This is a genomic window from Caballeronia sp. LZ065, assembly GCF_031450975.1.
Taxonomy (GTDB): domain Bacteria; phylum Pseudomonadota; class Gammaproteobacteria; order Burkholderiales; family Burkholderiaceae; genus Caballeronia.
In genome coordinates this window covers 807,102-819,493 of record NZ_JARUXV010000001.1, presented here as the reverse complement: position 1 = coordinate 819,493, position 12,392 = coordinate 807,102, and the positions used below count along the sequence as shown (strand labels likewise).

10 protein-coding genes and 1 pseudogene are annotated in these 12,392 nt (G+C 66.7%); 2 read left to right on the top strand and 9 right to left on the bottom strand.

Going from position 1 to position 12,392, the window contains the following annotated elements:
* The first annotated feature begins 119 nt into the window (after window positions 1-119).
* A complete protein-coding gene (locus tag QCE63_RS03850) occupies window positions 120-1,226 on the top strand; it encodes an SGNH/GDSL hydrolase family protein (RefSeq protein WP_309830691.1) in 1,107 nt (368 codons plus the stop codon).
* 105 nt (window positions 1,227-1,331) lie between these two features.
* Here the strand turns inward: QCE63_RS03850 and QCE63_RS03845 are convergent, their stop codons facing one another.
* From QCE63_RS03845 to QCE63_RS03805, 9 genes and pseudogenes are all read right to left on the bottom strand, one after another.
* Window positions 1,332-2,363 carry an L-threonylcarbamoyladenylate synthase gene (locus tag QCE63_RS03845; protein ID WP_309830689.1) on the bottom strand — a complete coding sequence of 344 codons (1,032 nt, stop codon included), beginning with the start codon at window positions 2,361-2,363 and terminating at the stop codon, window positions 1,332-1,334.
* A 21-nt stretch (window positions 2,364-2,384) separates the two neighbouring features.
* On the bottom strand, window positions 2,385-3,572 hold the full coding sequence (locus QCE63_RS03840) for a 5-(carboxyamino)imidazole ribonucleotide synthase (protein WP_309830687.1): 1,188 nt from the start codon (window positions 3,570-3,572) through the stop codon (window positions 2,385-2,387).
* A 100-nt stretch (window positions 3,573-3,672) separates the two neighbouring features.
* On the bottom strand, window positions 3,673-4,194 hold the full coding sequence (gene purE, locus QCE63_RS03835; protein ID WP_309830685.1) for a 5-(carboxyamino)imidazole ribonucleotide mutase: 522 nt from the start codon (window positions 4,192-4,194) through the stop codon (window positions 3,673-3,675).
* A gap of 72 nt (window positions 4,195-4,266) precedes the next feature.
* A complete protein-coding gene (locus QCE63_RS03830; RefSeq protein WP_309830683.1) occupies window positions 4,267-5,157 on the bottom strand; it encodes a phosphoribosylaminoimidazolesuccinocarboxamide synthase in 891 nt (296 codons plus the stop codon).
* A 158-nt stretch (window positions 5,158-5,315) separates the two neighbouring features.
* Window positions 5,316-6,380, bottom strand: a complete 1,065-nt coding sequence (gene fba, locus QCE63_RS03825) for a class II fructose-bisphosphate aldolase (RefSeq protein ID WP_309830681.1) — start codon at window positions 6,378-6,380, stop codon at window positions 5,316-5,318.
* Between the two features lie 171 nt (window positions 6,381-6,551).
* A complete protein-coding gene (pyk, locus tag QCE63_RS03820; RefSeq protein ID WP_404990080.1) occupies window positions 6,552-8,348 on the bottom strand; it encodes a pyruvate kinase in 1,797 nt (598 codons plus the stop codon).
* 4 nt (window positions 8,349-8,352) lie between these two features.
* The gene (locus QCE63_RS03815) at window positions 8,353-9,549 is read right to left on the bottom strand and encodes a phosphoglycerate kinase (RefSeq protein ID WP_309830679.1); all 1,197 of its coding nucleotides are present in this window, start codon (window positions 9,547-9,549) and stop codon (window positions 8,353-8,355) included.
* 389 nt (window positions 9,550-9,938) lie between these two features.
* A complete protein-coding gene (locus QCE63_RS03810; protein WP_309830677.1) occupies window positions 9,939-10,262 on the bottom strand; it encodes an AzlD domain-containing protein in 324 nt (107 codons plus the stop codon).
* Window positions 10,259-11,034 (bottom strand): annotated as a pseudogene (locus QCE63_RS03805) (AzlC family ABC transporter permease). Before QCE63_RS03805 ends, QCE63_RS03810 begins: the two are co-directional and overlap by 4 nt.
* Before the next feature lie 372 nt (window positions 11,035-11,406).
* Between QCE63_RS03805 and QCE63_RS03800 the strand changes: the two are divergent.
* Window positions 11,407-12,327 (top strand): branched-chain amino acid transaminase, encoded by a 921-nt coding sequence (locus QCE63_RS03800; protein WP_309830674.1) that lies wholly within the window; start codon window positions 11,407-11,409, stop codon window positions 12,325-12,327.
* Window positions 12,328-12,392: the final 65 nt, after the last annotated feature.

Genomic DNA, 12,392 nt, shown 5'->3' with positions numbered 1-12,392 from the left:
GCTTGGGCCGGATACGCCGCATCACTTAAACTCGCGGTAGCGAGGCGAGGCGTCAGGGCCGGAATATAGGCCGAACGCCGCGATCGAACTATAAACACCAGAAGACGGAGACGAGGTCCATGAAGAAGCAACGCTCGACGCGCGCCGCCCTGACGCGCCTGGCCCAGACCGCGACGGCCTGCGCCGCGATTGCCGTACTCGCCGCGTGCGGCGGCGGCGGTGACGACAACAACAACTCCACGCCCGCAGGTGGCGTCAAGCTGCAGGTGGTGTCCTTCGGCGACAGCCTGTCGGACGTCGGCACGTATGCGCCGGTCGCGGCGGCCAATTTCGGCGGCGGACGCTTCACGACGAATCCGGGCCAGGTCTGGGTCCAGAACGTCGCGCAGTATTACGGCGGCACGCTGACCGCGGCCATGACCGGCGGCTTCGGCGTCGCGCCGGTGAACCAGACTGGCCTGGGCTACGCACAGGGCGGCTCGCGCGTGACCAACCCGATGGGCATCGGCCACGCCACGGATCCGAACAGCTACGCGGGCGCGCTGACCGTGCCGGTGTCGACGCAGGTGCAGAACTACCTGGCCGCGCACGGCAGCTTCAACGCCAGCCAGCTCGTCATCGTCAACGGCGGCGCGAACGACATCCTCTACAACCTGCAGGCGCTCAAAGCCGGCGCGATCAGCCAGGCCGATGCCTTTGCCGCGATCGGACAGGCCGCGCAGCAGTTGGGCGGCATCGTCGCGTCAATCCTGAGTCACGGCGCGACCCACGTGCTGGTGTCGAACGTGCCGGATATCGGCACCACGCCGCAGGGCGCGATGAGCGATGCCCTCACGCGCGGCGCGCTTTCGAGCGCTTCGGCGGGCTTCAACAACGCGCTCGATCTGACGCTGCAAGGGCTGCAGATCAAGTCGAAGGTCATCTATCTGGACGTGCCGCCGAAGCTCGCGCAAATCGCCGCGAACTATCAGCAACTCGGCTTCAAGGTGTCGAACACGGGCACCGCGTGCAACCTCCAGGCGATGGCCGCGGCCGCCGCGAAATTCGGCGAGCCTGACCCGCAGGACTTCGCGACGTCGCTGTTCTGCTCGCCGCAGGTGCTGACCGAGGCCGGCGCGGACCAGACCTACATGTACGCCGACACCGTGCATCCGACCACGCACCTGCACGTGCTCTATGCGCAACAGGCCGAGCAGACGATCGCGGCATCGGGACTCGGGAAGTAACTCGGCAAGTAACTCGGCAAGTAAGCGCGCTTGTAGCGCCACGCTGAAAGACAAACCGCCCGGTCGACTTCGACCGGGCGGTTTTGTTTGAGGCCTTGAATCAGGTCAGGCGTCCGCTTCGAAGGCCGCCGCCGCCCGACCCAGCCGGTCGTTCACCGCGATCCATTCGATCGATTCAGGCAGCTTCTCGATCAAAATGCGTTCCACGTTCGCCCGATCGAGCGCCCGCAGCAGCCCGTACAGATCGCGCGCATAGCTTTGCGGGTCCTCGGGCGCGGCGACGAAGTGCACGTTCGGCGCATGGGCCCACTCGCCCGCGCTCGACGCCCGCGCGACCAGTGCGATCTTCCTGCCGCTCGACCGGTCCTGCGCGGCGAGCAAGGGCGCGAGCGCCGCGAACGGCAACAGCGCGAGCGGCGTGCGCGGCGCGTAATGCGCCTTCAGCGTGCCAGACGCGCGCGGAGCCGTGGCATCCGAACCGTCGGGCAGGCGCGGCGCCACGCCGAGCACGTCCGCGATCTGCTGCGGACTGACATGCCCCGGCCGCAACAACGCCGCAAAACCGCGCGACAGATCCAGAATCGTCGATTCGATCCCCACGTCCGCCGCGCCGCCGTCGACCACATGCACCGCGCTGCCGAATTCCTCGCGCACGTGCTGCGCGGTGGTCGGGCTGACGTGTCCGAAGCGGTTCGCCGACGGCCCGGCCACGCCGCCCTGCCGCCCGGTGCCGAGACGTCGCCTATGAAACGCCGACAACAGCTGCTGCGCCACCGGATGCGACGGACAGCGCACGCCCACCGAATCCTGTCCGCCGCTCACCGCAGCCGGAATATGCGCTGCGCGCTTGAGGATCAGCGTCAACGGGCCGGGCCAGAACGCATCGATGAGCTTGCGGGCCTCAGCGGGAAGCTCGCGCACCCAGTAGCCCGGATCGGCCTCGGGCGCCAGATGCACGATCACCGGATGATTCGCCGGACGGCCCTTCGCCGCGTAGATGCGCGCGATGGCGTCCGGATTCTCGGCGTCGCCGCCAAGGCCATAGACCGTTTCGGTCGGGAACGCGACGAGTTCGCCGGCATCGAGCAAGGCGGCCGCCTCGTCGATCTGCGCGGCGCTCGGAAAGTGGAGGGTCATGGCCTGCTGCTTCGGTGAAGCTCAGTCGAGCGGAATGTGCAGCATGCGCGCGCAGTCGCGCGCCGCCGTGCGCGCTTCCTCGAGCGTCGCCGCCGTGAAGTTGATGTGCCCCATCTTGCGCCCGCGCCGCGCCTCTTCCTTGCCGTACAGATGCAGCCGCGCCGCCGGCATCGCCGCGACCTCGGTCCAGGCCGGCGGACGCGACTTGTCGCCGTCGAACCAGATGTCGCCGAGCAGGTTCAGCATCGCGGCCGGCGAGTGCTGGCGCGTGTCGCCAAGCGGCATGCCGGTCATCGCGCGGACCTGCTGCTCGAACTGACTCGTTGCGCAGGCATCGACCGTGTAGTGCCCGGAATTGTGCGGACGCGGCGCCATTTCGTTGGCAATCAACGACCCGTCTTCCAGCACGAAGAACTCGACGCACAGCACGCCCACATAGCCGAGTTTCGCCGCGATGGTCAGCGCCGCGTCCTGCGCCTGCGCGACCAGCGCGTCGGACGCATCCGGCGCGGGCACGACCGTCTTCGCGAGAATGCCGTTGACGTGCACGTTCTGCGCGAGCGGGAACACGGCCGACTTGCCGTCGCCGCCGCGCGCGATCAGCACGGACACTTCGTACTTGAGCGGCATGCGCTTTTCCAGCACGCACGGCACGCCCGCCAGGGACGCATGCGCCTCGCGCACTTCCTGCACGTTGCGCACGTTCACCTGCCCCTTGCCGTCGTAGCCCAGGCGCGCGGTCTTGAGGATGCCGGGCAGCACGGCGGCGAGTTTCTCGTCGGGCAGCGCCACGAGCGCTTCGGTCGATTCGATCACCACGTGCGGCGCCACCGGCACGCCTGCCTGCGCGATGAAGCGCTTCTCCGCCACGCGATCCTGCGCGATCGCCACGCAGCTCGCGGCCGGGCTCACGAAGGTGCGCGACGCGAGAAATTCGAGGCTCGCGGACGGCACGTTCTCGAATTCCGTCGACACCGCCGCGCACAGGCGGCCGAGTTCGGTGAGCGCAGTCGGGTCGTCGTAGGCGGCGCGGATATGACGGTCCGCGACGGCGCCGGCGGGGCTCGTCGCGTCCGGATCGAGGACGGCGACGCGATAGCCCATCGACTGCGCGGCGAAGCAGAACATGCGGCCGAGCTGGCCGCCGCCCACCATGCCGAGCCAGGCGCCCGGCAGGATGGGGGAGATCGGGGAGTTATGTGGGTTCATCGTGGGGGTTGGGGGGCTGGCGAGCGGTTCAGGAAAGCGTCGTCGGAATGATAAGTGGGAGCGCGGCCCGTTTTCGACACGCGGGCCGCGCGCCCAGTCCTTACAGCGGCGGCAACGCCATGTCCCGTGCCGCCTGATTCTGCTTCACGCGGAACGCCGCGAGCGCATCGGCGAATTTCGCGTCCGTGGCGCTCAGGAGCGAGACCGCGAACAGCGCCGCGTTGGCCGCGCCCGCCTCGCCGATGGCGAAGGTCGCGACCGGCACGCCCTTGGGCATCTGCACGATCGAGTGCAGCGAGTCCACGCCCTTCAGATACTTGCTTGCCACGGGCACGCCCAGCACCGGCAGCGTGGTCTTGGCGGCCAGCATGCCCGGCAGATGCGCGGCGCCGCCCGCGCCGGCGATGATGGCGCGCAAGCCGCGCTCGCGCGCCTGCTCCGCGTAGGCGAACATCTCGTCCGGCATGCGGTGCGCGGACACCACCTTCGCCTCGTAGGGCACGCCGAATTCCTGCAGGATTGCCACGGCGTGCTTCATCACGTCCCAGTCGGAACTGGAACCCATCAACACACCGACGAGCGGCGCGTCATGCACATGCGCGCCGGTCTGTACTTCGCTCATTCCGTTTCCCTTGAAATGCATGCGCCGCCTGCAATAGCGGCGCGAGTCAAACCTGACCTGTCTCCGCCGACCTCAGGAAAGCGTCTGGCCGGTCAGGCGCTGCAACGCTTCCTGATACTTCTCGGAGGTCTTCGCGATCACGTCGTCCGGCAGCTTCGGCGCGGGCGGTTCCTTCTTCCACGGCTGGGTTTCGAGCCAGTCGCGCACGAACTGCTTGTCGAAGGACGGCGGATTGGTGCCGACCTGATAGCCGTCTGCCGGCCAGAAGCGCGACGAATCGGCGGTCAGCACTTCGTCCATCAGGAACAGCTCGCCCTTGTTGTCGAGGCCGAACTCGAACTTGGTGTCCGCGATGATGATGCCGCGCGTCGCCGCGTATTCCGCCGCTTCCTTGTACAGCTGGATGGAAATGCGCCGGATGGTCGCCGACAGTTCCGTGCCGATGCGCCGTTCCATCTCGTCGTAGGTGATGTTTTCGTCGTGATGGCCCATTTCGGCCTTCGCAGCGGGCGTGAAAATGGGCTCGGGCAGCTTTTGCGCGTTCTGCAGGCCCGGCGGCAGTTCGACGCCGCATACCGCGCCCGTCGCCTGATAGTCCTTCCAGCCGCTGCCGGCGAGATAGCCGCGCACCACCGCTTCGACGAGGATCGGCTCCAGGCGCTTCACCACGACCGCGCGGCCTTCGAGCTGGGCGGCTTCGTCCGCCGTCACGACGCTCGCGGGATCGATGCCCGTGTTGTGGTTCGGCACGATATGGCCGAGCTTCTCGAACCAGAAATCGGCCATCGTGTTCAGCACGCGGCCCTTGTTCGGGATCGGCTCGCCCATCACGACGTCGAATGCGGAAAGGCGGTCGGTCGTGACGATCAGGAGCTTGTCCTGACCGACGGCGTAGTTGTCGCGGACCTTGCCGCGGCCGAGCAGCGGCAGCGATTTGATCGTGGATTCGTATAGCGTGGACATCGTCGTGTACCGAAGAGTGCTGGAAAGGTGGACTGCCGCCTCGGACCGTCTCTGGCGGCAAGCCGGGACGGCGGGGCAAAGCGAACGGGTCCCGTCGCCGGAACCCGTTGATTTTACTTTACAAAGACCGCGACGCTCAGCGGGCGCTCAATTCGCCGTCATTTGACGATCTGCGCGAACTCGCCGGACTTGTACTTCTCGGCGATCTTCTCGAGCGGCACCGGCTTGATCCTGCCCGCCATGCCCTCGCAGCCGAACTGCATGTAGCGCTGGCGAACGATTTCCTTGGTCGCTTCGCGCGCCGGCTTCAGGTAGTCGCGCGGATCGAACTTCGACGGATTCTCGATCAGGAAGCGGCGGATCGCGCCGGTGATCGCGAGACGCAGGTCGGTGTCGATGTTCACCTTGCGCACGCCGTGCTTGATGCCTTCCTGGATTTCCTCGACCGGCACGCCATAGGTTTCCTTCATGTCGCCGCCGAATTCGCGGATCTGCGCGAGCAGTTCCTGCGGCACCGACGACGATCCGTGCATCACCAGGTGCGTATTCGGGATGCGCTGATGGATTTCCTTGATGCGGTCGATGGCAAGGATATCGCCCGTCGGCTTCTTGGAGAACTTGTACGCGCCGTGCGAGGTGCCGATGGCGATCGCCAGCGCATCGCACTGGGTTTGCTTGACGAAGTCGGCGGCCTGTTCGACGTCGGTGAGCAGCTGTTCGCGCGTCATCGTGCCTTCGGCGCCGTGGCCGTCTTCCTTGTCGCCCTTCATGGTTTCGAGCGAGCCCAGCACGCCCAGCTCGGCTTCGACGGTGACGCCGATCGCGTGCGAGAAGTCCACGACCTGCTTCGACACCGCGACGTTGTACGCGTAGGACGCGACGCTCTTGCCGTCGGCTTCGAGCGAGCCGTCCATCATGACGCTGGTGAAGCCGGAGCGGATCGCGGCCATGCACACCGCCGGCGACTGGCCGTGATCCTGGTGCATCACAATCGGAATCTGCGGATACGACTCGACGGCCGCTTCGATCAGATGGCGCAGGAACGCTTCGCCCGCATACTTCCGCGCGCCGGCCGACGCCTGCATGATGACGGGCGCGTTCACTTCGCTGGCGGCCGCCATGATGGCCTGGACCTGCTCCAGATTGTTGACGTTGAACGCCGGGAGTCCGTAGCCGTTTTCGGCTGCGTGATCCAGCAGTTGACGCATTGATACGAGAGGCATTGTGGTGAGACTCCAAAGGTGAAACGAGATTCTTGGCACGCACGATTCCGCTCTTGGGCGGTTTTCGGCTTTTTCCGTCGCCATGACTGACGCGGGCAAGCATTCGCTTGCCCGCGTGTCCTGCGCGCCTGTGCGCTCATCCTGCGAGCGCGTGTTCCTGCTGTCTGACGCCTAGATGTGATCGCCCACGCGCACGATCTTCAGCGTGTTGGTGCCGCCCGCCGCGCCCATCGGCTCGCCGACCGTCAGCACGACCATGTCGCCGCGCGCCGCGTAGCCCTTCGACACCACCACTTCCAGCGCCTGATTGAGCGCGGCGTCGCGATCCATGTTGGTGTCGACGTGCAGCGAGGTCACGTTGCGGTACAGCGCCATCGTGCGTTCGCTGGAGACGCGCGGCGTCAGCGCGAAGATCGGCACATGGGTCCAGTGACGCGACATCCACAGCGCCGTGGAGCCCGATTCCGTCAGCGCCACGACCGCCTTCGCGCCCAGGTGGAACGCGGTGAACAGCGCGCCCATCGCAATGGACTGGTCGATGCGCGTGAACGTGCGGTCCAGGAAATCGCGGTCCAGCTGCGACTCCTCCGATTTCTCCGCCTCGATACACACGGCCGCCATCGTCTCGATGGTCGTCACCGGATACTTGCCCGCCGCGGTTTCGGCGGACAGCATCACGGCGTCGGTGCCGTCGAGCACGGCGTTCGCCACGTCGGACACTTCGGCGCGCGTCGGCACGGGCGCGTGGATCATCGACTCCATCATCTGCGTGGCGGTGATCACGAGCTTGTTCGACTCGCGCGCCATGCGGATCATGCGCTTCTGCAGCGCCGGCACCGCCGCGTTGCCGACTTCCACCGCCAGATCGCCGCGCGCGACCATGATGCCGTCGGACGCGTCGAGAATGCCCTGCAGCGCCGGAATGGCCTCGGCGCGTTCGATCTTCGCGATCATCTTCGGCTTGATGCCGTAGGGCGCGCCCGCGATGTTCGCGAGCTGGCGGGCCATTTCCATGTCGGTCGCGTTCTTCGGGAACGACACCGCGACGAAGTCCGCGCCGAGCGACATCGCCGTCTTGATGTCCTCCATGTCCTTCTCGGTCAGCGCGGGCGCCGTGAGGCCGCCGCCCTGGCGATTGATGCCCTTGTTGTTGGACAGCTCGCCGCCCACCTTCACGACCGTATGAATTTCCTCGCCGATCACGCGCGTCACGTCCAGCACGATCAGGCCGTCGTTGAGCAGTAGCGTGTCGCCGGCGCGCAGGTCGCGCGGCAGGTCCTTGTAGTCGAGGCCCACGCGCTCGTTGCTGCCGAGCGGGCAATTGGCGTCAAGGATGAACGGCTCGCCCGCGACGAGCATGGTCTTGCCGTTCTCGAACTTGCCGACGCGGATCTTCGGGCCTTGCAGGTCCGCCATGATCGCGACTTCGCGGCCGACCTGGCGCGCCGCGTCGCGCACGATCTCGGCGCGCTGGCGATGGTCGTCGGCGGTGCCGTGCGAAAAGTTGAAACGAACGACGTCGAGGCCGGCCTGCAGCATTTGCAGCAGGATGTCCGGGCTCGTCGAAGCCGGACCGATGGTGGCAACAATCTTGGTGGCGCGATGCATGTCTTTCCTCGTCTCTGTAGGAACGCCTGTGTTGAGGCTGCGAGCACGTTGCGCAAGCGATGAGGTGTTGCTCACCGCTTGCGCGTGCGCGCCGGTTCGTGCCGGCGTCGCTTTGTCGATGTCCTTCAATGCGTGGGCGGGCATGCCGCCGATGATGACCGGCGGCGTCGCGGGAATGACGCCCTCCCCGCTGGCTTCCGGCTGCTCCGGCCGGGCCGCTTCGGCGATGACCTGAGCGGCCTCCGCGGCGGCGTCCGCTTGCTTCTCTGTTTGACCCTCTGCCTGCACGTCTGCCTGCGCGCCGCCGGCTTCCTGCGCGCCCTTCTTTGCTGCCTTCGCCGGACTATTGCGGGCCGCCAACGCCTCAGGCTCCGGCGCGCGATTCGAGCACTTCGACCGCCGGCAGCGTCTTGCCTTCCAGGAATTCGAGGAAGGCGCCGCCGCCCGTCGAGATGTAGCTGACCTTGTCGGCGATGTCGTACTTCGCGATGGCCGCGAGCGTGTCGCCGCCGCCCGCGATCGAAAACGCCGACGAACTGGCGATGGCCTGCGCGAGCGTCTTCGTGCCGTTGCCGAACTGGTCGAACTCGAACACGCCGACCGGGCCGTTCCAGACGATGGTGCCCGCCGTTTCCAGCTGGGCTGCGAGCGCCTTGGCCGTGTCCGGACCGATGTCGAGGATCATGTCGTCGTCGGTGACGGCGGCGACCGGCTTGGTTTCCGCCTTGGCCGTGGGCGCGAATTCCTTCGCGGTGACGACGTCGCTCGGAATCGGCACGGAGGCGCCGCGCGTGCGCGCCTGCTCGATGATCTCCTTCGCCTCGCCGACCAGATCCTTCTCCGCGAGCGACTTGCCGATGTTGAGGCCGGACGCGACCATGAACGTGTTGGCGATGCCGCCGCCGACGATCAGCTGATCCACCTTCTCCGCCAGCGACTTCAGGATGGTGAGCTTGGTGGAGACCTTCGAGCCGGCGACGATCGCCACCAGCGGGCGCTTCGGGTTGCCGAGCGCACGGCCGAGCGCGTCGAGTTCGGCGGCCAGCAGCGGACCTGCGCACGCCACGGCCGCGTACTTCGCGATACCGTGCGTGGTGGCTTCGGCGCGGTGCGCGGTGCCGAAGGCGTCGTTGACGTAGATGTCGCAGAGCTTCGCCATCTTTTGCGCGAGGCCGTCGTCGTTCTTTTTCTCGCCCTTGTTGCAGCGGCAGTTTTCCAGCAGCACGACCTGGCCGGGTTGCACCTGCACGCCGTCGACCCAGTCGGCGACCAGCGGCACGTCCGCGCCCAGCAGTTCCGACAGGCGCTGCGCGACCGGCGCCAGCGAATCTTCCGGCTTGAACTGGCCTTCCGTCGGACGGCCGAGGTGCGAGGTGACCATCACGGCCGCGCCAGCGTCGAGCGCCGCGCGGATCGCCGGGACCGACGCGCGCACGCGCGTATCTTCGGTGATGTTGCCGGCATCGTCTTGCGGCACGTTGAGATCCGCGCGAATGAAGACACGCTTGCCGGAGACTTTGCCTTCGGCGATCAGATCGGTGAAACGCAGTACTTTCGTCATGGGAGTCAACGTAGGTAGAGAAGCGGTTCGGGCGAGAAGACCGGTGGGGAAACCGGCCGGTTCGTGGAGTCGCCGCGCACGGGCCGCCGGGCAGGACGGCTCGCGCGCGGATCAGGCTGGCGGCGAGGGCCGCGCGTCGAAACCTACGGCGCGGACCATGGGCGGGAGGAAGGAGTCGGACAGGGGCATCCGGCGCGGACCACCGTCATGCGGGCACGGCAGCCGGTGCGGCCGGGGCGTGCGCGACGAAGTGGACAACCGTAGCGGGGTGACTGCCGGACACACTTTCGACCTCGCTCACTCGGAAAAGACGCACATTTTAACCGATCACCCTGAATGCTTTTAGCTGGCAATCGATGATGACCCGTATTTGGCGAGGCCCTTTCGCCTCACGCGACGAGCCGCAGCAGCGTGAACACGAGCATGCCGACGGCGATCGTGCCCATCATGCCGCGCCGCCACAGGTAGTACGCGAGCGCGGCCACCGACGCCCACAGCGCATGATTCGACAGCGCGAGCGAAATGCCCGTGGACGTTTCCAGCAGATCCGGCACGACCACGGCCGTGAGCGCGGCGGCGGGTGCGTAGCGCAGCGCGCGCTGCACGGCGGCCGGCAGCACCATGCGCTCGCCGCCGATCAGGAACAGCGTGCGCGTCAGCGCGGTGACGAGGCACATCGCGACGATCGCCAGCCAGATTTGCAGCGCGCTCATCGGACGGTCCTCGCGGGGTCGGTTTCTGGAGGTTTCGGGGCTTTCGAGGTGTTCGGCAACTTCGGGCGGGCGCGGTCGGTGATCAGGTCCGCCAGCGTCCCGGCGAACAGCGCGGCGAACACCGCCAGCGGCAAGCCCAGCCGGTAAGGCAGGTCGAAGGACAGCAGCGCCACCACACTCGCCACCGCCACCGCCGCGAAGGTCGAGCGCGTGGCGATCGCCGAGACGATCAGCGGCAGCAACGCCAGCGTGCCGGCGAGTTCCAGGCCCCAGTTGTCAGGAATCAGGCTCGCCAGCAGGATGCCGAGCACCGAGGAAATCTGCCAGGACCCCCAGCTGCACGCGACCAGCCCCCAGAAGAACGCTTCCTTGCCGGGTTGCCAGCCGGTCGCGTAGTTTCGCTTCGAGAACATCAGGTAGACGATGTCGCCGTTGAAATAGCCGAGCATCAGGCGGCGCTTCAGCGGAAGATAGGAGAAATGCGGCGCGAGGCCGGCGCTGAAGATCACGAAGCGCAGATTGACCATCCCGGCGGTCAGCAGAATGGTCCAGAGCGGCAGCTTGGCGGCGAAGAGCGGCAGCACGCCAGTTGCGAGGAGCCCGCGTACACCATGACGGTCATGCCGAGCGCCTGGGGCACCGTCAGCACGGACTTGGTCATCGCGATGCCGGTGACAAGGCCCCAGGAGAGCGTCGCCAGGACGGCGGGAGAGAACGTGCGCACGCCCTCGAAAAAGGCGCGGCGATTGGTGTCGGACAGCCGGTCGAACATGGATCGGGGCAAGGCCTGGATGAGAAGCCGGGCGGCGGGCCTCGAAACCCGGGGCCCGGGTTGCAGGCGCGGGCACGGACGAGCCGCCGGAGGTTTTCGACCGTGCGGTTCGGCTGCGGCGATCGATCGAGCGGGCAGGCCGCGGCGAAAGGCAAATTATAGCGTCGTGAAAGACGCGCCCAGATCGGTTTCGTTGCGAAAAGACGCTAAAATGACGCTCTTTCGCCGCCTTTGCGCCTCGGGCGCGCGTTCCTCCCGCAGGCATGTCCCACTCTGCGTCGCAGGAACCGCACGCAAACCCGCGCACGAGCGCCGCCCCTCACCGCCGGGCGGCCTGCCCGACCCCACTTGAACGAGAGCTAGGAGAACCGTATGTCAATGGCCGACCGCGACGGCAAGATCTGGATGGATGGCAAGCTGATCGACTGGCGTGATGCCAAGATCCACGTCCTGACGCACACGTTGCACTACGGCATGGGCGTATTCGAAGGCGTGCGCGCGTACAAGACCGCGCAGGGCACCGCCATTTTCCGCCTGAAGGAACACACGAAGCGCCTGCTCAACTCGGCCAAGATCTTCCAGATGGACGTGCCGTTCGACCAGGCCACGCTCGAAGCAGCGCAGCTCGAAGTCGTGAAGGAAAACCATCTGGAATCGTGCTACCTGCGCCCGATCATCTGGGTGGGTTCGGAAAAGCTGGGCGTCTCGGCCAAGGGCAACACCATCCATGTGGCCATCGCGGCGTGGCCGTGGGGCGCGTATCTCGGCGAAGACGGCCTGAACCAGGGCATTCGCGTGAAGACGTCGTCGTTCACGCGCCATCACGTCAACGTGTCGATGGTGCGCGCCAAGGCGTCCGGCTGGTACGTGAACTCGATTCTCGCCAACCAGGAAGCCGTCACGGACGGTTATGACGAAGCGCTGCTGCTCGATGTCGACGGCTACGTCTCGGAAGGCTCGGGCGAGAACTTCTTCCTCGTGAACAACGGCAAGATCTATACGCCCGACCTGGCCTCGTGCCTGGACGGCATCACGCGCGACACGGTCATCACGCTGGCGCGCGACTTCGGCATTCCGGTGATCGAGAAGCGCATCACGCGCGACGAGGTCTACACCTGCGACGAAGCCTTCTTCACCGGCACCGCCGCCGAAGTGACGCCCATCCGCGAACTGGACAACCGCACCATCGGCGCCGGCAAGCGCGGCCCGATCACCGAGAAGCTGCAAAGCGCCTTCTTCGACGTGGTCGGCGGCAAGAACGAGAAGTACGCGAGCTGGCTCTCGAAGGTCTGAGCGAGGCGTCCATCGACACGGCGGGCGCGCGCGTCCGCCGTGGTCCGCCCGCTCCGGCCCGCAAT

Bases quoted from the DNA above. Each gene is read 5' to 3' on its own strand.
- QCE63_RS03850 (WP_309830691.1), top strand. From the start codon at position 120: ATGAAGAAGCAACGCTCGACGCGCGCCGCCCTGACGCGCCTGGCCCAG.
- QCE63_RS03845 (WP_309830689.1), bottom strand. From the start codon at position 2,363: ATGACCCTCCACTTTCCGAGCGCCGCGCAGATCGACGAGGCGGCCGCC.
- QCE63_RS03840 (WP_309830687.1), bottom strand. From the start codon at position 3,572: ATGAACCCACATAACTCCCCGATCTCCCCCATCCTGCCGGGCGCCTGG.
- purE (WP_309830685.1), bottom strand. From the start codon at position 4,194: ATGAGCGAAGTACAGACCGGCGCGCATGTGCATGACGCGCCGCTCGTC.
- QCE63_RS03830 (WP_309830683.1), bottom strand. From the start codon at position 5,157: ATGTCCACGCTATACGAATCCACGATCAAATCGCTGCCGCTGCTCGGC.
- fba (WP_309830681.1), bottom strand. From the start codon at position 6,380: ATGCCTCTCGTATCAATGCGTCAACTGCTGGATCACGCAGCCGAAAAC.
- QCE63_RS03815 (WP_309830679.1), bottom strand. From the start codon at position 9,549: ATGACGAAAGTACTGCGTTTCACCGATCTGATCGCCGAAGGCAAAGTC.
- QCE63_RS03810 (WP_309830677.1), bottom strand. From the start codon at position 10,262: ATGAGCGCGCTGCAAATCTGGCTGGCGATCGTCGCGATGTGCCTCGTC.
- QCE63_RS03800 (WP_309830674.1), top strand. From the start codon at position 11,407: ATGTCAATGGCCGACCGCGACGGCAAGATCTGGATGGATGGCAAGCTG.